The organism is Streptococcus infantis (genome assembly GCF_047463655.1).
In the GTDB taxonomy this organism is placed as follows: Bacteria; Bacillota; Bacilli; order Lactobacillales; family Streptococcaceae; genus Streptococcus; species Streptococcus infantis_Z.
In genome coordinates, this window is record NZ_JASHDM010000003.1 from 157,517 (window position 1) to 179,119 (window position 21,603).

The following is a 21,603-nucleotide window of genomic DNA, read 5'->3' on the forward strand; positions in this document are numbered from 1 at the left end:
TGTTTCTCCTTAATCTTTTGGTGTATATAAATCTTTATAGAATTTGTCATTAAAAGATTTAAATTTATTGTCTTGACTATCTAGTTTTCCCCTAAAATAAATATACTTAGGTTCTTTATCTATTAAATCAGCAATATTTCTTGTATTAGAACGTTTTTGTATCTGCTCTAAACTTGAATATATATTCGGATAGTTAGAGCTTATAAATTGTATCTGTAGTATTTTTTTATTAAAACTTGCAATAGAAACTTGAGCTAGACCGTAAAATATCTTTTGTTTATCCTTCACAAGAGGTTTTTTAATATCAACAAAATATTCATCCAGAGAAAGTAATTCATTTTCTATTCTGATATTTTTTAAACTTTTATCAATTTGCGGATCTTTATAAAGCTCTACAAACGTTGCCACAGCAGAAAGTTGTCTATCATGAACTTGTTTTCTATAAATATTTGTTCTAGAGAAAGTTATCGAATGCTCTGTAGTATCAAGTGAAGCAACACTTTTTTTACCATTTACCTTCGCTTTACTCAATGACTTCTTAACAGATATTATTCCACTATCTGAAATTGTTCCTTTAGCCCCTAAAACTTCCTTATTCACCTGTTCCTTAAATTCTTGTGGGGATATGCAAGTACAACCTTCAACATGTAGTTCGTCATTATGAGATGGTTTAAAATAAAACCTTTTCCCACCTCTTCTTTTCCAGTTTGTACATGTTAAAGGAATTTCACAATTATTATCAATACACCTAAATTGTTTTTCAGAATTCAATCTTCCTTCAAGGGAATATTTTTGCGCCTCAAGTGCACTAATGGTCTCACTCAATTCTAAACTATACGCTCGTTCAACCACAACCTACCCCATCCTTTCAATTCTTTTACTGATAATACTTTCCATCTATCTTCAACCTATTTTTTATTTGCTCAATAAAAGGCTTAAGACGTCTATACGCTAATTTGCCAAGCTCTAACTCATATTTAATTTCTTTCCTTTGTTCAGCAATCAAGTGGATTCCATTTCTATAACTATAAATCTCAATTATTTCTGCTGGCAAATCTATTACACTATCTTCCCTATGAATTTTACCAATTAAGTTCAATTTCTCAGCTGTTCGACATTTATCATCAAATCGAATCGAAGTCTTTTGTTTTTTCTTTCTCTTATAATATATAGTGTGTATTTCTTTACCATCATGAGATAATTCAGCTTGTAATTTCTCCTTCTTATCTTGTGGAATACATATACTGGTAGGTACATTATCTTGATGAGTTAAATCTTCATACTCAGGAGTATCTGAATAATAGGTATTTAAAACATACTCTAACACCGCTTCATAGATAGATGCATAAGAGAGAATTTGACTCCTAATTTGAAATCTTAAATGTATATCAGTTGCTTCTAGTCCCTCATATAATTTATAAGCGTATCTAACAGATTGAAATTCCTCTATAATCCGTTTTTTTAAATCAGAATCTTGTATAAAATCAAATTCTTCTTCATACCAATCTTCTTTAGGTAGGTGACTTTCACAATATTTTTGAATTTCTTCTTGACTACTTTTTGGTAATGGCATAATAACTCTTTAAAACTCCTCTACTTCATCCGGCGCATCACTAAACAAAGTCACATGTCCCATTTTGCGGTTGTGCTTTGCTTCTATTTTACCATACATGTGGAGGTGGGCGCTTGGATTTTCTGTCACATATTTTTCAGCAACCTCGACGTGTTGGCCGAGGACATTGAGCATAACAGCTGGAGCATGGAGGTGGATGGCTGGCAATGGTGCTCCGAGAACACCAAGAATATGGGTGTCAAACTGGGAGAAGTCGCAGGCTTCGATTGAATAGTGGCCAGAGTTATGTGGGCGTGGGGCAATCTCATTGACAATGATGTCATCAGCTGTCGCAAACATTTCCACGCAAAGGGTCCCAGAGAGGTTCAGTTGTTCTGCGATTCGCACTGCCATAGCCTTGGTTTTCTCTGCCAAACGATCCGAAATGCGGGCTGGCACGATGGTCTTAGACAGGATATTGTTGCGGTGGATATTTTCCTGAACCGGGAAAACTGTCACGTCCTTGCCATTCCCAGAAACGATAACAGAAATTTCAAGATCAAAGTTGACAAATTCTTCCAAAACGCAGTCTGCTGAGTCAGCTAGCGCATAGGCTTCTGCCAAATCTGCTGCTGAGCGAATGACCTTTTGTCCATGGCCATCATAGCCACCAGTCGCAGTCTTGAGGACATAGTTTTTCGATAGGTCCATATTTGCTAAATCTTGGCTTGAGGTCACAACCTTGTAAGGTGCTACAGTGACTTGAGCCTTGTTTGAGAGAAAGTCCTTTTCAAAAATCCGATTTTGGGAAATGCGAAGCAGGTCTGTCCCTTGAGGGAGTTGTCCATCCTTGATGACAGCATCCAAACCGTCGGCATCGACATTTTCAAACTCATAGGTGAGGACATCGCAACGCTCAGCCAACTGATGGAGAGCGTCTACATCGTTATAAGGCGCCACGATGATTTCCGCCACGCGAGAGGCTGGGCAATCCGCAGCAGGATCCAGCGCAATGACCTTGTGCCCCATATAGATAGCAGAAATGGCCATCATCTGACCCAGCTGGCCGCCACCTATAATTCCGATTGTTTTAGATGAGCTCATTTGTCGACTCCTCTGCGATTTTTCCTTGCTCTTCTGCAAAATCTGCCAATGCTGTCGCGATAGCCTGATCTTCTACTGAAAGGAGACGGAGGGCAAAGAGGGCAGCGTTTGTCGCTCCTGCTTCACCGATAGCCATGGTCGCAACAGGTACTCCACCCGGCATCTGCACGATAGAGTAAAGTGAATCCATGCCACTAAGGGCACGAGATTTGACTGGCACGCCGATGACTGGAAGAGTTGTTTTGGCAGCTACCATTCCTGGCAAGTGGGCTGCGCCTCCAGCACCTGCGATGATGACCTTGATACCACGACTACGCGCTTCTTCGGCATGCTTGAACATGAGGTCTGGTGTGCGGTGGGCAGATACAACCTTCTTCTCGTAGGCTACACCGAAGCGGTCTAGGACTTCTGCTGTTTTTTTCATGGTTGCCCAGTCGGATTTTGAGCCCATGATGATGGAAATAATTGGTTTAGTCATAATTTTTCCTTTTTTCTTCTTTTTTGATAATGGTCTTAGGTGGTAGGGACGGAAGCAAACCTTCGGTTTCATTCCTAAACTTTGAGCCTAAGGTCTCAAAGTTTCCCTAGACCAGAACAGAAATTGTTCTGGTCTTTTCACCACGGCGACCATTATCGTACTTTGGCTCGCTTTCGCTCGCCATGACAAATTTAGTAGCTGTTAATCTTTTATGGCCTTGCTTCCGATATCGGTTCGGTAAAAAAGGCCTTCTGTTTTTTGTTGAGCGAGTTCTTGATAGATAGTGTTTTGGGTTTCTTTAACGGTGTCTGCTGTGGTGACGAGCATGTAGACACGTCCACCGTTTGATAGCAGTGCTCTGCTATTTTCCGCAAACTTAGCCCCTGCATAATAGGTGATAATGTCGCCTTCTGTCTTGGATGGCAACTTGACACCTTTTTCATAGTCTAACGGATAACCGTTGGATGCGACAACCACACCCAGAGTCACACCCTTGTCCGTCCAGGTGATGTTTGGCTCCTTGCCATCGATGATATCCGTAATATTTTGTGCAAAGTCAGATGTTAAACGAAGCAAGATGATTTGCGTTTCAGGATCTCCAAAACGAGCGTTGAACTCGATGACCTTAGGTCCATCAGCTGTCAGAATAAGCCCTGCGTAAAGGACACCAAGATACGGACGACCTTCTTTGATCATCCCTTCAAGAACTGGCTTGACAATAGTCTCCACTGCTGTGTCCACCACGCTCTGTGGCAAGTGAGGAACTGGTGCATAGGCACCCATCCCACCAGTGTTAGGCCCCTTATCGCTATCGTAGGCACGTTTATGGTCCTGAGCCGTTGGCATGATGTAGAATTTGTCCCCATTGACAAAGGCAAAGAGTGAAAATTCCTCTCCTTCAAGGAATTCCTCAATAACCACACGCGCACCTGAGTCACCAAATTTATTGTCCAAAAGCATCTCGTGAGCTGCTTCGACTGCTTGCTCAACCGTCTCCGCAACGACGACACCCTTCCCAAGCGCCAAGCCATCCGCCTTGACTACGATAGGCGCACCCTGCTTTTCGATATAGGCCTTGGCTTCCTCAAAGTCCGAGAATGTGCCATAGGCTGCTGTCGGAACGCCGTATTTGACCATGATTTCCTTGGCAAAATCCTTAGACCACTCCAACTCAGCCGCCAATCTTGTCGGACCAAAGGCCTTAAGCCCAGCTTGGTTAAAATCATCCACGATTCCAGCAGCAAGGGCATCATCTGGACCGATAAAGGACCAAGCTATATCGTTGGCTTTTGCAAAGTCAATCAACTTAAAATGTTCGGAAATAGAGATATTTACCAATTCCAGACCATCCAAAGTCATTCCGTCATTTCCAGGAGCTACAAAAACTTTTTCAACGTCTTTTGACTCAAGCAACTTCTTAGCAATGGCATGTTCACGACCACCCGAGCCGACAACTAACAGCTTCATCTTTCAACCTCTTTTGCGAATTATTTACTAATATTATACCATAAACGTTCGTTTTAATCTTGTTTCGTTTCGCTTTTAAAGCGAAAAAAGGAAAGAAACTGTTTTCTTCCCTTTTATTTTCTTAATGTCTAAAATGTCTCACGCCTGTGAAGACCATAGTCAAGCCGTATTTATCAGCAGCTTCGATAGACTCTTGGTCACGGACTGAGCCCCCTGGCTGGATGATGGCCTTGATGCCTGCTTTGGCGATTTCTTCCACGTTATCCGCAAATGGGAAGAAGGCATCTGAAGCAAGAACAGCACCGTCAAGACGGTCTTTAGCTTGGTCAATAGCAATACGAACTGAAGCCACACGATTGGTTTGACCAGGACCAACACCCAATGTCATGTGGTCGTTAGTTACGATGATACCGTTTGATTTGACGTATTTAATAGCTTTCCATGCGAACTCAAGGGCTGTCGCTTCTGTCTCAGTTGGTTGGCGTTTGGTAACAACTTGCCAGTCAGCCTGACTTTCTTTCACAACGTCTTGGTTTTGAACGAGGAGACCACCAACAACACCAGTGTATTCTGCTTCTGCTTCACTGGCATCTTGTGCGTCAAATGGCAAGGCAAGAATGCGCAAGTTTTTCTTTTTGTTGGTCAAAATGGCTAGCGCTTCATCCGTATAGCTTGGTGCGATGATGATTTCAAGGAAAACGCCGTGCATCTTCTCAGCTGTCGCAGCATCTACCTCACGGTTAAGAACGACGATTCCACCAAAGATAGACACTGGGTCAGACTCATAAGCGTAGTCCCAAGCTGTTTCGATATCGTCAGCTTGACCGATTCCACATGGGTTCATGTGTTTCAAAGCCACAACGGTTGGACGTTCTTTGAAGTCACGGATGATACGGATAGCAGCATCAGCATCACGGATATTGTTGAAGGATAATTCCTTACCGTTAAGCTGTTTAGCAGATGCAATAGAGTAGTCTGTTGGCAAGGCTTTTTGGTAGAAGTCTGCGTCTTGTTGAGGGTTCTCACCGTAACGCATTGGTTGCTTGAGGTCATAAGTCAAAGTGAGTTTTTCAGGCTTGCTTTCACCCACTTGAGCTGTGAAGTATTCTGCAATCAAGGCGTCATAAGCCGCTGTGTGGCGGAATACTTTGGCTGCCAAACGTTGGCGAGTTTCATAAGAGGTTTCGCCGTTTGCTGCCAATTCGTCAAGAACAACAGCATAGTCAACAGGGTCTACAACAACGGTCACGCTAGCGTGGTTTTTAGCTGCCGAACGAAGCATGGATGGACCGCCGATATCGATGTTCTCCACAGCATCAGCGTAAGTTACGTCTGGTTTGAGAATGGTTTCCTTAAAGGGGTAGAGATTGACCACAACAAGGTCGATCAATTCGATCTGATTGTCCTTAGCTGCTTCTAGGTGACTATCCAAATCACGACGAGCGAGAAGCCCACCGTGAATATTTGGATGGAGAGTCTTGACACGACCGTCCATCATTTCTGGGAAACCAGTCACATCATCGATAGCAATGGTGTCAACACCAGCATTGTCAAGGGCAACCTTGGTCCCACCTGTTGAGATGATATCCCAACCAAGTTTCTTGAGTTCTTGGGCAAATTCAACAATGCCCGCTTTATCTGAGACACTGATTAAGGCTTTTTTCGTCATTCTATTCCTCTTTCTTTAAGTCCAAGCGCATAGCGACTTCGTTATTTTCTTCTATAAATCCTGCTTCCTGAAAACCCAAACTAGTCAACAGGTGCTTCATTTTTTCATTTCCAACCACATAATCTGCAACAATATGACTGCAGACTCTATCCATCTGGGCCTCTTTGATTAGAACTTCCAAGGCTTTACGACCATAACCTCTTCCTTGGTACTGCCGACCAATCATTATCCTCCAGATAAAGTATTCCGCTTCATCCTTATCTATTTCCAACAGGAGAAAACCAACTACAAGCTTATTCCAATAGATTGCCATTGGAAACACATCCCCATTCTCTCGGTAGAGCCATGCGTCAGCTAAAGAGCGTACATTTGGAGACACGAAACGTGCTCGTTCATCAGCTTCAGATATTTTCAAATCCAGCACTGCCTGATAACTGCTCTCATCTACTAATTTTATCTCAATCATTTTTTCTCCCAGCAATATTGCAAAATCAAAACTTGATTTACTTCTTATATTCTCCCCACCCCTAAACTATCCAAGACTTCTGGATAGAGTTTGTACTCTGTTTCGTGGATGCGAGTCTCGAAAGTATCAAGGGTATCCCCTTCAAGGAATGGCACACGGACTTGTTTGATGACCTTTCCTGTATCCACACCCGAATCCACCCAGTGAATAGTCACGCCAGACTGGTCCACACCTGCATTCCAAGCATCCTCAATACCATGAGCGCCTGGAAATTCAGGGAGAAAAGCTGGGTGAATATTGATGATACGACCTTCATAAGCTGCTAGTAAAGTTGGGCCAACGATTTTCATATAGCCTGCGAGACAAACTAAGTCAATCTTGTGTTCATCCAAAAGTTCGACGATGGCTTCTTCATAGTCTGCCTTATTCTCAAACTCTTTAAGTTCAAAGGCATAAGATAAAACCCCTAGTTTTTCGGCGCGTTCTAAAACGTAGGCATCCCGGTGATCTGAAAAGACAAATTCTACTGGAAATTGTTCCGCAATCACCTGAAAGTTTGAGCCGTTGCCAGAGGCAAATACCGCAATCCTTTTAACCATTATTTAATCACCACACTTGCGCCATCTTTCTTCACAATACGACCGATTTCATAAACAGGTTCGTCGAGAAGTTCTTTGACACGTTCAACATGTTCTGGTTTAACTGCAAGCATGAGACCAATACCCATGTTGAAGATTTCAAACATTTCTTCGTGTTTGATTTGGCCATATTTTTCAAGAGCTTTGAAAATGGGAAGGACTGGCACTTTGCTTTCGTCAATTTCAGCAGCCAAGTCATCTGAGAACATACGTGGCACATTTTCAATGAATCCACCACCTGTGATGTGGGCAATACCGTTAACCAACTCTTCTTTGATGAGTGGTAAAGCTGCTTTGACGTAGATACGTGTTGGTTCCAAAAGAACGTCTTTAAGTTTCTTCCCTTCCAATTCTGGGAGAACTTCTTCACCTGTGTAATCAGCAAAGACACGACGAACAAGTGAGTAACCATTTGAGTGGATACCGCTTGAGGCAAGTCCAAGAATCACATCGCCTTCAGCTACTTTTGAACCGTCGATGATTTGAGATTTTTCTGCAACACCAACAGCAAAACCAGCCAAGTCATAGTCATCTTCACCGTACATACCAGGCATTTCAGCCGTTTCACCACCGATAAGGGCTGCACCAGCTTGCACACAACCTTCAGCCACACCAGCAACAACTTGTTCTAGTTTAGCTGGTTCATTTTTACCAGTTGCGATATAGTCCAAGAAGTAGAGAGGCTCTGCACCTGTAGCGATGATATCGTTGACACACATGGCCACACAGTCTTGTCCAATGGTATCGTGCTTGTCGTACTTGATAGCAAGCATGAGTTTAGTTCCGACACCATCTGTACCTGAGATCAAAACTGGCTCTTTGACACCTGTTTTTGAAAGGTCAAACATCCCACCGAAACCACCAAGAGCTCCCATAATACCTGCACGTTCCGTACGAGCAACGTGCTTTTTAATCCGTTCAACAACTTCATAACCCGCTTCAACATCCACACCAGATTGAGCGTATGCATTCTTATTTGTCATTTGTTTTTTCCTTTTCTTTAATGGAGAATCTGCCGCCTACTTGTAAAAACTAGTCTTTTCTTCCAAACTTCTACGATAGTCTTCTTCATAGTCGTAGAGAGGTGTTGGGTAGTCACCGTCAAAGTAAGCGACACAGAGACCACCGTTCGGCGCATCTGTTTCGATACCAATCGAATCAATCAATCCCTCAACAGAGAGATAAGTCAGACTGTCCGCCCCAATGATTTGGCGAGTTTCTTCGACCGTATGATTAGCTGCAATCAACTCCTGACGGGTTTGGATATCAATTCCATAGAAGCATGGATAAGCTAGCGCTGGACTTCCAATGGCAACGTGGACCTCAGTCGCACCTGCTTCTTTCAAAAGCTGAACGATACGGCGAGAGGTTGTCCCACGAACAATGGAATCATCCACCATGACCACACGTTTGCCTCTTACAACACCAGAAACAGCAGACAGTTTCATCCGCACCCCTTGCTCCCGCAATTCTTGAGTTGGTTGGATGAAGGTCCGTTGTGTATATTGGTTCTTGATAAGACCCATTTCATTTGGTAGCCCAGACTCTTCCGCAAAGCCCATAGCTGCACTGAGTGAGGAGTTTGGCACACCGACCACAATGTCAGCTTCATGCTTGAACTCACGTGCTAATTGAGCTCCCATTCGCTTACGAGCCGTGTGGACATTGACACCATGGATATTGGAGTCAGGACGGGCAAAGTAAATGTACTCCATGGAACAGATTGCCAGCTGAGTATCGTTTGTATAGCTGTCATACTGGATGCCATTGTCATCAATAATGACAATCTCGCCTGGTTTCACGTCGCGAATCCACTCAGCACCGATTACTTCAAAGGCACAGGTTTCAGATGAAACCACTACTGCTCCATTAGCCATTTTCCCGATTGACAGAGGACGGAAGCCATTTGAGTCAAGCGCTGCAATTAACTTATCTTCAAACATCAAGAGATAAGCAAAACCACCTTTAACAAGACTGAGCGCTTCCTTGATTTTACCCATCAAATTTGGATTGTGGCTACGGCGAATCAAGTGAGCCAAGATTTCAGAGTCAGAAGTTGAGCTGAAAATCGCTCCTCTTTGTTCCAATTCTTGCTTGAGCGATTCTGCATTGGTCAGATTCCCATTATGAGCTAAACCAAACTGCATATCGTGAAAGCGGAAGAGGAAAGGTTGGATATTGTCTACAGAAGCTTCTCCCGCAGTCGCATAACGCACGTGTCCAATCGCTCCAGTTCCTGTCAATTTATCCAAATTAGCAGGATTTTTGAAGACTTCTGATAAAAGCCCCATATCACGATGACGCTTCAATTGTCCATGGTCATTGGAGAGGATTCCTGCCCCCTCCTGACCACGGTGCTGAAGACTATGGAGTCCAAAATAGGTCATTTTGGCAGCGTCTGGGTGGCCCCAGATACCGAAAACACCACATTCTTCATTAAGAGATTTTACTTCGTATGTCATTTTCTATACCTAATTTTTATTTGTGTATCATTCCTTGAGTAGTAGGTACGCTCTCAACTCTCTTTAATGATTTTCTAATTTTTTCATTGTCGTCATAAATGCCGACGAAAAAACAGAAAGTCTATCAGGAAATTTTCGAGCTAGTATTTGAGCCAAAGTCTCAAATACTCCCTTAACAATACTACAGCGGAATGATACGGTAGAAGCTCGTTTCACTCACAACAACAAATCATTTACAATTATCGCAAGTTACATCTACTTGATTTTACATTTACTGATAGTTATCTATTAGAAAATCTGCAAATCTTATTTCCCAGTAAAGTATTTCACCGCTGATGCAAAGAGGTGTTGGTCTTTATTTCCTGGAATATTTTGGAAGAGACCGTCTTCGAAACGTTCTGAGTGACCCATCTTACCAATAATTTGACCGTTCTTACTTATAATACCTTCGATAGCATTGACAGATCCGTTAGGATTGTATTTAGAATCCATGCTTGGTTTACCATCAAAGTCAACGTATTGGGTAAAGATTTGACCATTGTCACGAAGCTCTGCAAATTCCTCAGCAGTCACAACAAATTTACCTTCACCGTGCGATACTGGGATGGCATGAATGTCACCAACTTCTACTCCAGCAAGCCATGGTGAGTTGGTATTGGCAATCCGTGTTTCCACCATCTTAGCCACGTGTTGGTTGGCATCATTATAGAAGAGGGTTGGACTAGTGCTGCTTGCATCTTCAAAGTTACCGTATGGAAGAAGACCTGATTTGACAAGAGCTTGGAATCCATTACAGATACCAATAATCAAACCACCACGTTCAATGAAGCTATCAATAGCTGCACGTACTTTTTCATTGAGCAAGATGTTCACGATAAATTTAGCTGATCCATCTGGTTCATCGGCTGCTGAGAAGCCACCTGCAAAGAAGATAATGTTAGCTTTTTCGATATTGTCAACCATTGTGTCAACAGACTTGACAATCGCCTCTTCGTTCAATGTTACAAATGGTACTAAGTTGACTTTTGCACCTTCTTTTTCAAAGGCCTTAGCTGAATCGTACTCAGAGTTCGTACCTGGGAATACTGGGATGTAAACCACTGGTGTCTCAACTGTTTCTTTAGCTTTGATAACAGCATCTGATGCCACTGCAGGAACTTCTTCCAACTCAGTTGCTTGTGCAAATTCTGTTGGATAAACTTCTTCCAATTTACCTTGGAAGGCACTGTCAAGTTTGTGTCCATCAACCCTTACACCATTGACAGTAAGTGTAAAGTCAACTACTGTTTGTCCGATCTTGGCAACACCTGCAATTTCTTCAGGCGATGTGAATACGAATCCACCCAATTGAGCTGTCAAGCTAGTGTCAAGGTCTGCTAATTCGACGTTTGCACCAATACGGTTACCAAATGTTGCAAGGGCAAGTGCTTCAAGGACACCACCATATTTGACAGCTGATGCAGATGTGACTTTATGGTCAGCTTGGATGGCTTCAAATTGAGCAAAGTTAGACTTGATAAGATCGAAGTCAATTTCTTGTGCCAAAGCTTGACCAGGGATGTAGTAAATATTTTCACCAGCAGCTTTGAATTCTGGAGAAAGAACCTTACGGCTATCTGCAGTTGTTACCCCAAAAGCAACCAAGGTTGGTGGTACGGTCAATTCTTCAAAGGTACCAGACATAGAGTCTTTACCACCGATAGATGGCAAACCAAGTTGAATCTGAGCTTCAATGGATCCAAGAAGAGCAGCTACTGGTTGGCCAAAACGCTCTGCTTGTTTATCCATCCGCTCGAAATATTCTTGATAAGAGAAGCGAGCCTTAGACCAGTTTGCACCAGCAGCAACCAAACGAGCAGTTGCTTCGATGACTGCATAAGCCGCACCATGATAAGGAGACCATTCTGCGATATATGGGTTGAACCCTTGTGCCATAACAGAGGCAGTTGTTGTCACGCCATGTTGGACTGGCAATTTCTGTACAGAAGCTTCAGTTGGTGTAATTTGGTAGCGACCACCAAGTGGGTGATTGACTGTTGAACGACCAACTGAGCTATCAAAGATGGTTTGCAAGCCTTTTTGACTGGCATGGTTAAGGTCAGCCAAGACTGCAAGCGTATCTACTTCAAGGGTTTCGGCAGATGTTTGGCGTTCTTCTGGAAGCTTGACATCCTTGTCAACCACCTTAGCATCCACAACTACACGTACACCGTTTGTATCAAGGAAACGACGTTCCAAATCAACAATCGTTTCACCATTCCAGTGCATAACAAGATTTGGTTTTTCAGTCACTGTCGCAACGACAACAGCGTCAATATTTTCTTTGTTACATGCTGCAATGAAGGAGTCTACATCTTCTGGACGAACCACTACAGCCATACGCTCTTGAGATTCAGAGATGGCAATTTCTGTACCGTTCAAACCTTGGTATTTCAATGGCACTTTGTCTAGATCAATTTCAAGACCATCTGCCAATTCACCGATAGCCACACAGACACCACCAGCACCAAAGTCATTGGACTTCTTGATGAGACGAGTGACCTCACCATTACGGAAGAGACGCTGAATCTTGCGTTCTTCTATAGCATTCCCTTTTTGAACTTCAGCTCCAGCAGTTTCCACGGACTCAACTGTTTGAACCTTAGAAGAGCCTGTCGCACCACCGACACCATCACGTCCAGTCTTACCTCCAAGGAGAATAATCACATCTCCCGCTTCCGGTTTTTCACGGACAACATTGCCCTTAGGAGCTGCACCGACAACAGCACCTAGCTCCATACGCTTAGCAACGAAACCTGGGTGGAAATACTCACGAACGTAGGTCGTCGCAAGCCCAATCTGGTTACCATATGAAGAATAACCATGAGCCGCTGTCTTAGAAATGACCTGTTGTGGCAATTTACCAGCACGAGTTTCCGAAATCGGTGCTGTAATATCACCCGCACCTGAGATACGCATAGCTTGGTAAACATATGAGCGACCTGATAATGGGTCACGAATAGCACCACCGATACAAGTAGCCGCCCCACCAAATGGCTCAATCTCAGTTGGGTGATTGTGGGTTTCGTTTTTAAACATGAGGAGCCATGGTTCTTTCACACCATCAACGTCCACTTCGATTTCTACTGAGCAAGCATTGATTTCGTCTGACACTTCCATATCATCCAAACGTCCATTGGCACGCTCATAACGACCGAAAATAGTCGCCATATCCATCAAGGTTTGCGGTTTTTCAGAACGCCCCAACTCATCACGCATGGCAATATACTTGTCATAGGTTGACTGCAATTGCTTTTGGAATTTAGAAGCTGAAAAATCGATGTGCTTCAACTCAGTCTCGAAAGTCGTGTGACGGCAGTGGTCAGACCAGTAAGTATCCAAAACCTTGAGTTCCGTCTCAGTCGGCACGCGCTCGATTGACTTGAAATAGTCTTGGATAAAGAGCAAATCATCCACTTCCATGGCCATCCCTTGCTCGGCCTTGTAGCGCGTAAAATCTTCCGCTGTATAGCTTTCAAAGAAAGTCAATTTGGGAATGGTCTTGTCTGACTCTGAAAATTCTTGCTTGGCAATCCCTGTCGTGATGTCCTTAAAACGAGAATCAACTGGATTGAGAAGGTAGTTCTTGACAGCTTCTAGTTCAGTCGCATCGATATCTTTATTCACTAAGTAAAGTTGGGCAGTATTGACTGTCACTTCACTAGAACTTCCTAGCAACAGCAAAGCTTCTTGTGAAGATGCTGCACGTTGGTCAAATTGACCAGGCAAACTTTCGATAGCAAAGAAAGCATACTTCTCAAGATCAGCCTTAACCGCGGCTTCATCCAAAACAGTATCGGTCACTTGCTCAGAGAAGATATGTTTTTCCGCACGCGCAAACAAATCCTCTGCTAAATTAAAAACATCGTAAACCTGAACAATACGAAGATCATTTAAAGTTTTCAACTGAAGATTATGCTGTAACTCTTTTACTAAAGAGTCAGATTTGACACGAAAATCAGCTTTTTTCTCAACGAAAATACGTTTATCCATTTTAGTTCCTTTATTTCTATTCAAACAGGCTATTGAAGACGAAGGGGTTCCGTTCCAAAATGATTACTTCAAGCCCTGCAATTTCTCCAACACAACCTTATAAACATCCGTTAAACTGCCTAAGTCCCTACGAAGTGAGTCTGGGACAAAAGTCCTAGCCCTCTTTTTGATGTTGGATTTTAAAGCAAGACGCAGTGGTTGAGTGGGCTCTACTACGCTGATTTCATCAGCTTTTACAGCCCTACTCAACTGTGCGGAGGTGGGACGACGAAATCGAATTCTAACAAATTACCGATTTCTGTCCCACTCTCAGCCTGAGTCCTTTTACTTGAAAGACGAAGGTTTTCCGTTTCAAACAACTTATTTCAAGTCTTTCAACTTCTCTAACACAATCTTATAAACATCCGTTAGACTGCCCAAATCCCTACGGAAAACATCCTTATCCATATGGTGCCCTTCAGCATCCCAAAGGCGGCAGTTATCTGGTGAAAATTCATCTGCCAAGATGATCTTACCATCCTTATCAAAACCAAATTCCAATTTGAAGTCAATCAAACGCAGACCAATTTGTTCAAACCAATTTTTCAGCAATCCATTGATGCGACGTGTTTCTTCCTTGATATAAGCAATTTGCTCATCGTTGGCAATATCCAAGAACTTCACATGCTCATCATTGATAAATGGATCGTCCAACTCATCGTTCTTGTAGTAAAATTCAACGATAGGAGTTTCTAAATCCAAACCTTCTTCAACACCGAAACGTTTTGAGAAAGAACCCGCAGTCACGTTACGAAGCACAACCTCCAAAGGGATGATTGAAACCTTCTTGTTGAGTTGTTCTGTGTCAGAAATACGTTCGATAAAGTGAGTAGCTACACCCGCAGCATTCAATTTTTCAAAAATAAGAGACGAAATCTGATTATTGAGCACACCTTTACCTTCGATAGTCTCTTTACGAGCACCATTCAGCATGGTAGCCTGGTCCTTATAAACGGACCTAATCACATGTTCGTCTTCTGTAGTATAGATATCTTTAGCTTTTCCCGTATAAATAAGTTTACTGGACATTTTATTATTCGCCTTTCGTATTACTTGGCCTCATTCTAACACAAAAATAAGCAGAAATCAAATGTTTTACGAACTATAATTGATATCACATCTGAAAAAGTACAGAAAAATCGCAAACGAATTTTCATTTGCGATTTTCTAAGATTGATTTGAGTTAAAAATAGAAACTTTATTCTTGTTTCAAAAAACGGTCCAGATAGTAGCGTAAGAAACTCTTCCTACCTGTAATCATGGTTAAACGACCTTCAAGTCCATAACGAATCTTTTCTGCCTGTTCAGCACTCAAGTCCGTCTCTGCCTCTAATTTAAAGAAATTGCCCTTTTCTGTCTGAGTCGCACTGGTATCGATATTCGTAATCTTGGATGTCAACACTAGCTGCTTATTGGCATCTGTTACTGTTGTAAATCGTACCTCATTTCCATGCTTGAGATCAGCCACTTCCTTAGAACCGATATAAGCTGTCAGTTTTGCCTTCCTCTCTCTAGCCAACTGCGGAAATAGGTGAGCAAGGATCGTTCCTTCTGGAATGATGGTAGATCGACTATGCTCAGGATTCAAATGTAGAACACCATCTTCTGTTGCTGTAATTTTCCCCTTCTCTAAAAGATTTCCTTGAATCTTTTTACCTGACTCCACTTCAAGAATTTTCTGATCCAAGAGCGTTAATTCCTGACCTACCTTAGCTAGTTGCTGAGATTTTAATGACTCCAACTGACTTCCTAATCCATATGCATAAGCTTGCTGGGCTCCTGAACCTGCATACTGGACTCGATAAGTAGCGAGACTGGATTCTAACTGAGAAAGCTGTGCTTCAACTTGCGCAACTGCTTGTGCCTTAGATTGCGGATTTTCCTCGCCCTGAGACTTGTAGGACTGATAGAGAGAGTAGGCTAGATTCTGACTGGCCAAGGAAGCACCTGTTTCAATAGCTGACTTAGCTGTCTGGTAATCGCGAATTTTAGCCTCTGTTTGACTGATGAGGTTCCCGATTTCGACTTGGGTTTGGCTAGCTGCTGCATTTTGAGATGATATACTAGCATTTTGCTGCTCAACCTGACTTCGCAGACTAGCAGCTTGATTTAGATAATCTAAAAAACTATGCTGATAGCCAAATTTATCTGCTTCAGGAAATTGATCACTTCCTGCTTGAAGGCTTGCTTTTAAATACTCCAGTTGAAGCTTCTGATCCTTGAGCATTTCCAACTGACTAGCATAATTTTCTGCCTGAATCGCTTCTGCTCCCTCTTGGTATTGAACGAGAAGATCTCCTTGTTTGACAAACTTATTTTCAGCCAAATGATTCGCAACAATCTTACTATTACTACTAGACTGAATGGTAGCAATGATACGAGCAGGTTCTACCGTAGCTCCAGCTGTCAAGCTTATCTCCTTTTGTGCAAAGATTGAAAAAACGATCAGGGACAAAAATAAGATAAAACTTGGAAAAATCACATAACTAGAAAAATTATGGTAACGACGATTGTAAAACTCCGCACTTTCTAAAAATTCTGATTGCATCTTTTCTCCTCTCTAACTATTCACTAGATGGGCGTAAAATCCACCCTGAGCCAGTAAATCCATATGTGTACCCTCTTCGACAATCTTGCCCTGATCCAAAACAACCACCTTCTCTGTCCGCTCAGCAATGGTCAAGCGATGGGCGATGAAAATCAAGGTCTTGTCTAAAGCCATAAGATTATCGACAATTCGCTTCTCTGTCAAAATATCCAAACTACTAGTTGCCTCATCCAAAATCAAGACCGGCGCATCTGTCAAGAGAGCACGCGCCAAAGCAATTCTCTGACGTTGACCACCTGAGATTCCTGCCCCATCCGAAGTCAATTCCGTCTGGTAATTTAGTGGCATGCGCTCAATGTCCTCCCGAATCTCTGCCAATTCGACCGCCCGTAAGATATCCTCTTGAGTCGTCCCTTCCTTGGCTCCAAGGAGAAGATTCTCCAAAATCGTTCCGTTAAAAACATAAGGCTGCTGAGGCAGATAGTTGATGTACTGACGCAGAGCCTTTTTATCAATCTGATTGAGATTGACACCACCCAGACTAATCTCTCCCTGACTTGGGTCGTAAAAATCAACCATCATCTTGGCCAAGGTCGTCTTACCTGACCCTGAAATCCCCACAAAAGCCACTTTAGAGCCTTGCGCAATGGTTAGATTAATGTCCGACAAGACATCTCGACCATAGCCATATTTGTAGTGAACCTGCTTGAAAGTCATATCTCCTTCTAGCAAGCTCAAATCTGAGACTGTTTTCTTTTCCTCAAACTCAGATGCAACCAGATAAACTTCATTCAGACGGTTATTGGCAACCTGCGCTGTCTGAAGCTTGGTTTGCAGGTTGATGATATTTTCCAAAGGATTTGTAAAATAAACAAGCAAGGTATTATAGGTAATCAACTGCCCCAAACTCATCTTGCCATCCATGACCAGAACAGCCCCCATCCAGAGAATACCGACATTGAGCAAGAGATGGGCAACCTTTTTCAGAGCCTTTTGCTGACTCTCTGCCCGACTATAGGTAAAGGATTTTTTCAGATAATCCACAAATTCCTTGTCAATCTTTTGGTAGCGTGAACTTTCACTAGTTAAGGACTTGATGGTCTCAATGCCATTGATGTCCTCAATGATAGAAGAAGACAGAACCGCATTGGCTTCCATAGTTTCCCGATTCATCTTTTCAAAGGGCTTCATAAAAGCAAAGATAATCACTGTGTAGATAGGAAGGGCTAGTAAACTCATGAAAAAGAGATTGCTATTCTGCGAAAATAGAACTACTGAAATAATCAAGACAGTAGATACGTCCAAAAAGATTGACAGAATAGTCGAAGCCAGAGCATCGATGATACTATTCGCATCCGTGAAACGAGATACGATTTCCCCTGTACGACGTGTCGCAAAGAAGGACATAGGCAGGTGAAAAACATGCTTGATATAGGACAAAATCACATCAATGGACAAGCGTTGCCCCAAAATAAGCAAGAGATACTCCTGAGCGTAGGACAAGATTTGCTGGAGAATATAAACAATAACCAGCCCAATAGAAATAATCCCCAGTGTCGAGCGCATCTGATCTGGTACATAAGTATCAATGATAGACTGCAGATAATAAGAACCCACAATGTTAATCAAGGTCACCAAGAGGGTCGCCAAAACGATATTAACAATCAAACCTCGCTGTTTCACTAATATAGGGATAAAGGAAAGCAGACCATTTTTTTGTTCCTTATGAGGCTGATAACTCGGAGATGGTGCCATAAAAATAGTGATTCCTGTCCACTCCTTGGCAAAGCGCTCACGAGAAATCTTGGTCAGCTTAACACTAGGATCTGGATCAGCAATATGAATGTTGTTCTTGTCCTGCCCAGTCACCACATAATAATGGAGCAATTTCCCTTCCTTAAGCACATGAGCCACAAAAGGAAAAGTTACATTCGGCAAATCAAACAAGGTCATGTCCGCCTTTATTGCTCGCGTCTCAAAACCTATCTCCTCAGCAACCTTGACTAAGCCTAAAGCCGTAGTCCCATCCATGGTCGTCTTGGCCAACTCTCGCAAGTGAGCCAGAGAATAATAACTACCATAATAACCAAAGACCATGGCTAATGAAGCTACACCGCAGTCCATCTGATCCACCTGAGGACGATAATGCCTTTTCCCAAATTTCATATCCTACTCCTTTTCCTAACAATATCCAAAGAAAACTTTGTAAGATTATTTTATCCAAACAAAGAAGCAAAAAGAAAATTATTTCTAAAAAAACAATAACTGCACCTGAACAGCACTTTTTCCTACATAAAAATAGGCAGAACAAACGTCCTACCTAAAATATATATTTATAAAGATTTCTTTTTCTTCCTAATTCCTTTGTCAATCATGTACAAAACGATAATCGAAAACAGCGGTGGTACAATATAATTCTTTTCACTCATTGTCAGCTGAAATCCCAGAGTTGCCAGTATCTTGAGAATAAACATATTCATCAGAAATAAGAAAAGGAACGTTAGAAAGATTTTTAAAGTCTTATTCATTTCCATCCTGATTATCTTCTTTACCTCTTATTTTCTGGATAGCATGATATTTTATCGCTATGTAAATGATTAAAAAAGTAGGGGATAAGAGAATAAATCTGAAAGTTCCATGAAATTTACACTATACTTTCCTAGCAATAGTTTATAGTCTATTAAAACTTGCATGATAGAAAGTACAATACGTACTAGTAGAAGCAAGCCTAATAATATCACTTCTTTTTTAAACATACGAATATCTTTCTAACTAAAATCAGACTACAGTTCATCAGCTTAACACCCCAACATTCCCCAAGATTGCCCTAATACTGGAGCCACAAAGTTCAAATTCATTTTATCAACCTTTATCTCATTTTTCTTCACTTCTATAAAGTAAAATAAATACTATCAAGAATAGTGAAATTGTAGGCATGTCAAAATTTTCAAACCATGTAGGTAGATTTATTTTGTTTACATCAGCGACTATTCTAACAATGATATAAACCATCGAACTGCAACATACAGTAAACTCTAGCCAAGCTTTTTGTAACACTTGAACGACTTTCATCTCAAACTTCATTTTGATGGTTCATCAATTCCCAATCTTACTTCCTTTTGTTTGATACTTGTATCCTACATAAAACAGACCAAGCAGAATTGGATAGTTTTCTGGATAAAACAAGGTATTGATCGGTTTTTTCAAAATCAAATACGTTGCAATATAGATAATGACTGACACTATAAAATAACCTTCAGCAAATCCCAATAAAAATTTTTTCATACCAGACTCCTGCTTTCTTATAAAGAATTTACTAGCTTTTTACCCACCTCGTGATGCCGACTGATAACCATTATACGCACCCCAAGCTAATAGTCCAACAGACAAAATACCACCACCAATTAAAAGTACTACTCCTCCACCATTGACTTCTTGCAGTTCAACATCACTTAACGTAGTATAATTTTGTTCAATAGTTTGTAAATTCGACATGTTTATCCTCCATTTTAATAATAAAAATTAGTTTTCTTTTAATACACCAATAATAATCATCAATACACTCATAACAAACGCAGACAACAGTCCTTTAGTAGTACTATTGAAAAAAGGTCTATCAAAAACATAGTAATTATATGCAGATAATCCTAAACCAACGGCAGTCACCACAATTGTAATAACGAGTAGTATAATCCAAAATGTTTTCTTGCTCATATTTATCAAAAACTATGGATGAGTAATATAGTAGAACGTTTTACCAGCAGCTTCACCAACTTGGTAAATCCCCCAACCAATTGCAATTCCCACAGAGACTACCTCCCAAGCAATTCCCCCATCCACTTCCATTAGCTCTTCTTCCGTAAGAGCTGCAAAGTTCTGTTCCATTTTGTCAAAGTTTGTCATTTGTTTTCTCCTTTATTTTTATATTTGTGATTTCTAACCTTTAAACCATTTTAAAAGCCAAATTGGATAAATAACTGAAATAATCATTCCTAATCTCCTTCCTCTTCTTCTCACTTGTCTATTCGAGAAATAATTTTAAAATAAACAGCTAAATCAAATTTATTTTAAAAACCACTTAATTAACCATGGATACATGATTGGCATAAACATGAAGCAATCTCCTTCCTTTTCTTCTCACTTATCTATTCGAGAAATCATTTTAAAATAAACAATTAAATCAAATTTATTTTAAAAACCACTTGATCAACCACGGATAAAGACCTGTCACATACATCAGCAATCCTCCTTTTTTGTTCTCATCTCTTTATTCGTAAACTCATACTCTTCGAAAATCTCTTCAAACCACGTCAGCTTCACCTTGCCGTACTCAAGTACAGCCTGCAGCTAGCTTCCTAGTTTGCTCTTTGATTTTCATTGAGTATCAACTATAAAATTTCAAAATCTTATAGTAAAATGAACCTAAAACAGTACATAATGTGGTATAATCTTCTTATGGCATATTCAATAGATTTTCGTAAAAAAGTTCTCTCCTATTGTGAGCGAACAGGTAGTATAACAGAAGCATCACACATTTTCCAAATCTCACGTAATACCATTTATGGCTGGTTAAAGCTAAAAGAGAAAACAGGAGAATTAAACCATCAAGTAAAAGGAACAAAACCAAGAAAAGTTGATAGAGATAGACTCAAAAACTATCTTACTGACAATCCAGATGCTTATTTGACTGAGATAGCTGCTAAATTTGACTGTCATCCAACTACTATCCACTATGCTCTTAAAGCTATGGGCTACACTCGAAAAAAAAGAACCACACCTACTTTGAACAAGACCCAGGAAAAGTAGCCTTATTTCTTAAAAATTTTAATAGTTTAAAGCATCTAGCACCTGTTTATATTGATGAAACAGGATTCGATACTTATTTTTATCGAGAATATGGTCGCTCATTAAAAGGTCAGTTAATAAGAGGTAAAGTATATGGAAGAAGATATCAGAGGATTTCTTTGGTTGCAGGGCTAACAAATGGTGAGTTAATCGCTCCAATGACTTACGAAGAAACAATGACGAGCGACTTTTTTGAAGCTTGGTTTCAGAAGTTTCTCTTACCAACATTAAACACACCATCAGTTATTATTATGGATAATGCAAGATTCCATAGAATGGGTAAGCTAGAGCTCTTATGTGAAG

General features: G+C 41.2%; 18 protein-coding genes and 2 pseudogenes. 1 reads left to right on the forward strand and 19 read right to left on the reverse strand.

Going from position 1 to position 21,603, the window contains the following annotated elements; genetic code table 11:
* Window positions 1–9: 9 nt before the first annotated feature.
* The 19 genes and pseudogenes from QM877_RS04475 to QM877_RS04565 all read right to left on the reverse strand — a co-directional run bounded on the left by QM877_RS04475 (window position 10) and on the right by QM877_RS04565 (window position 20,358).
* A complete protein-coding gene (locus QM877_RS04475) occupies window positions 10–852 on the reverse strand; it encodes a hypothetical protein (protein ID WP_311522433.1) in 843 nt (280 codons plus the stop codon).
* A gap of 25 nt (window positions 853–877) precedes the next feature.
* Window positions 878–1,573, reverse strand: coding sequence for a hypothetical protein (locus QM877_RS04480; protein ID WP_414317723.1), 696 nt, complete (start codon window positions 1,571–1,573; stop codon window positions 878–880).
* 9 nt (window positions 1,574–1,582) lie between these two features.
* A complete protein-coding gene (purK, locus tag QM877_RS04485) occupies window positions 1,583–2,656 on the reverse strand; it encodes a 5-(carboxyamino)imidazole ribonucleotide synthase (RefSeq protein WP_414317724.1) in 1,074 nt (357 codons plus the stop codon).
* Window positions 2,643–3,134: a 5-(carboxyamino)imidazole ribonucleotide mutase gene (gene purE / locus QM877_RS04490; RefSeq protein ID WP_049549443.1), complete on the reverse strand. Its 492-nt coding sequence runs from the start codon at window positions 3,132–3,134 to the stop codon at window positions 2,643–2,645. Before purE ends, purK begins: the two co-directional genes overlap by 14 nt.
* Before the next feature lie 201 nt (window positions 3,135–3,335).
* Window positions 3,336–4,601 carry a phosphoribosylamine--glycine ligase gene (purD, locus tag QM877_RS04495; protein ID WP_049549442.1) on the reverse strand — a complete coding sequence of 422 codons (1,266 nt, stop codon included), beginning with the start codon at window positions 4,599–4,601 and terminating at the stop codon, window positions 3,336–3,338.
* Between the two features lie 121 nt (window positions 4,602–4,722).
* Entirely contained in the window at window positions 4,723–6,270 is a 1,548-nt protein-coding gene (gene purH / locus QM877_RS04500; RefSeq protein ID WP_049549441.1) for a bifunctional phosphoribosylaminoimidazolecarboxamide formyltransferase/IMP cyclohydrolase, read from the reverse strand.
* 1 nt (window position 6,271) lies between these two features.
* The gene (locus tag QM877_RS04505; protein ID WP_049549440.1) at window positions 6,272–6,736 is read right to left on the reverse strand and encodes a GNAT family N-acetyltransferase; all 465 of its coding nucleotides are present in this window, start codon (window positions 6,734–6,736) and stop codon (window positions 6,272–6,274) included.
* A gap of 44 nt (window positions 6,737–6,780) precedes the next feature.
* Entirely contained in the window at window positions 6,781–7,335 is a 555-nt protein-coding gene (purN, locus tag QM877_RS04510; RefSeq protein ID WP_049549439.1) for a phosphoribosylglycinamide formyltransferase, read from the reverse strand.
* Window positions 7,335–8,357, reverse strand: coding sequence for a phosphoribosylformylglycinamidine cyclo-ligase (purM, locus tag QM877_RS04515; protein ID WP_414317725.1), 1,023 nt, complete (start codon window positions 8,355–8,357; stop codon window positions 7,335–7,337). Before purM ends, purN begins: the two co-directional genes overlap by 1 nt.
* Before the next feature lie 36 nt (window positions 8,358–8,393).
* Window positions 8,394–9,836 (reverse strand): amidophosphoribosyltransferase, encoded by a 1,443-nt coding sequence (purF, locus tag QM877_RS04520; protein ID WP_414310754.1) that lies wholly within the window; start codon window positions 9,834–9,836, stop codon window positions 8,394–8,396.
* Between the two features lie 306 nt (window positions 9,837–10,142).
* Window positions 10,143–13,868, reverse strand: a complete 3,726-nt coding sequence (locus tag QM877_RS04525) for a phosphoribosylformylglycinamidine synthase (RefSeq protein WP_414317726.1) — start codon at window positions 13,866–13,868, stop codon at window positions 10,143–10,145.
* 63 nt (window positions 13,869–13,931) lie between these two features.
* Window positions 13,932–14,009, reverse strand: a pseudogene (locus QM877_RS04530) (phosphoribosylaminoimidazolesuccinocarboxamide synthase); the annotation flags it as partial.
* Between the two features lie 219 nt (window positions 14,010–14,228).
* The gene (purC, locus tag QM877_RS04535; protein ID WP_049549435.1) at window positions 14,229–14,936 is read right to left on the reverse strand and encodes a phosphoribosylaminoimidazolesuccinocarboxamide synthase; all 708 of its coding nucleotides are present in this window, start codon (window positions 14,934–14,936) and stop codon (window positions 14,229–14,231) included.
* Window positions 14,937–15,105: 169 nt separating this feature from the next.
* The gene (locus tag QM877_RS04540; RefSeq protein ID WP_049549434.1) at window positions 15,106–16,455 is read right to left on the reverse strand and encodes a bacteriocin secretion accessory protein; all 1,350 of its coding nucleotides are present in this window, start codon (window positions 16,453–16,455) and stop codon (window positions 15,106–15,108) included.
* A gap of 12 nt (window positions 16,456–16,467) precedes the next feature.
* Window positions 16,468–18,621 (reverse strand): peptide cleavage/export ABC transporter ComA, encoded by a 2,154-nt coding sequence (gene comA, locus QM877_RS04545; RefSeq protein WP_049549433.1) that lies wholly within the window; start codon window positions 18,619–18,621, stop codon window positions 16,468–16,470.
* Window positions 18,622–18,788: 167 nt separating this feature from the next.
* Window positions 18,789–18,983, reverse strand: a complete 195-nt coding sequence (locus QM877_RS04550) for a hypothetical protein (protein WP_049549464.1) — start codon at window positions 18,981–18,983, stop codon at window positions 18,789–18,791.
* Window positions 18,984–19,551: 568 nt separating this feature from the next.
* Entirely contained in the window at window positions 19,552–19,740 is a 189-nt protein-coding gene (locus tag QM877_RS04555; RefSeq protein WP_049549432.1) for a hypothetical protein, read from the reverse strand.
* A gap of 39 nt (window positions 19,741–19,779) precedes the next feature.
* Complete coding sequence (locus tag QM877_RS04560) at window positions 19,780–19,950, reverse strand: H354_08695 family bacteriocin-like peptide (protein WP_000067700.1); 171 nt, start codon at window positions 19,948–19,950, stop codon at window positions 19,780–19,782.
* A 231-nt stretch (window positions 19,951–20,181) separates the two neighbouring features.
* Window positions 20,182–20,358: a class IIb bacteriocin, lactobin A/cerein 7B family gene (locus QM877_RS04565; protein WP_049549431.1), complete on the reverse strand. Its 177-nt coding sequence runs from the start codon at window positions 20,356–20,358 to the stop codon at window positions 20,182–20,184.
* A gap of 552 nt (window positions 20,359–20,910) precedes the next feature.
* Between QM877_RS04565 and QM877_RS04570 the strand changes: the two are divergent.
* A pseudogene (locus tag QM877_RS04570) lies at window positions 20,911–21,603 on the forward strand (IS630 family transposase); the annotation flags it as partial.

Excerpts from the sequence above, each read along its gene's own strand:
- QM877_RS04480 (WP_414317723.1), bottom strand. The coding sequence starts at position 1,573 with ATGCCATTACCAAAAAGTAGTCAAGAAGAAATTCAAAAATATTGTGAA.
- purK (WP_414317724.1), bottom strand. The coding sequence starts at position 2,656 with ATGAGCTCATCTAAAACAATCGGAATTATAGGTGGCGGCCAGCTGGGT.
- purE (WP_049549443.1), bottom strand. The coding sequence starts at position 3,134 with ATGACTAAACCAATTATTTCCATCATCATGGGCTCAAAATCCGACTGG.
- purD (WP_049549442.1), bottom strand. The coding sequence starts at position 4,601 with ATGAAGCTGTTAGTTGTCGGCTCGGGTGGTCGTGAACATGCCATTGCT.
- purH (WP_049549441.1), bottom strand. The coding sequence starts at position 6,270 with ATGACGAAAAAAGCCTTAATCAGTGTCTCAGATAAAGCGGGCATTGTT.
- QM877_RS04505 (WP_049549440.1), bottom strand. The coding sequence starts at position 6,736 with ATGATTGAGATAAAATTAGTAGATGAGAGCAGTTATCAGGCAGTGCTG.
- purN (WP_049549439.1), bottom strand. The coding sequence starts at position 7,335 with ATGGTTAAAAGGATTGCGGTATTTGCCTCTGGCAACGGCTCAAACTTT.
- purM (WP_414317725.1), bottom strand. The coding sequence starts at position 8,357 with ATGACAAATAAGAATGCATACGCTCAATCTGGTGTGGATGTTGAAGCG.
- purF (WP_414310754.1), bottom strand. The coding sequence starts at position 9,836 with ATGACATACGAAGTAAAATCTCTTAATGAAGAATGTGGTGTTTTCGGT.
- QM877_RS04525 (WP_414317726.1), bottom strand. The coding sequence starts at position 13,868 with ATGGATAAACGTATTTTCGTTGAGAAAAAAGCTGATTTTCGTGTCAAA.
- purC (WP_049549435.1), bottom strand. The coding sequence starts at position 14,936 with ATGTCCAGTAAACTTATTTATACGGGAAAAGCTAAAGATATCTATACT.
- QM877_RS04540 (WP_049549434.1), bottom strand. The coding sequence starts at position 16,455 with ATGCAATCAGAATTTTTAGAAAGTGCGGAGTTTTACAATCGTCGTTAC.
- comA (WP_049549433.1), bottom strand. The coding sequence starts at position 18,621 with ATGAAATTTGGGAAAAGGCATTATCGTCCTCAGGTGGATCAGATGGAC.
- QM877_RS04550 (WP_049549464.1), bottom strand. The coding sequence starts at position 18,983 with ATGAATAAGACTTTAAAAATCTTTCTAACGTTCCTTTTCTTATTTCTG.
- QM877_RS04555 (WP_049549432.1), bottom strand. The coding sequence starts at position 19,740 with ATGAAAAAATTTTTATTGGGATTTGCTGAAGGTTATTTTATAGTGTCA.
- QM877_RS04560 (WP_000067700.1), bottom strand. The coding sequence starts at position 19,950 with ATGTCGAATTTACAAACTATTGAACAAAATTATACTACGTTAAGTGAT.
- QM877_RS04565 (WP_049549431.1), bottom strand. The coding sequence starts at position 20,358 with ATGACAAACTTTGACAAAATGGAACAGAACTTTGCAGCTCTTACGGAA.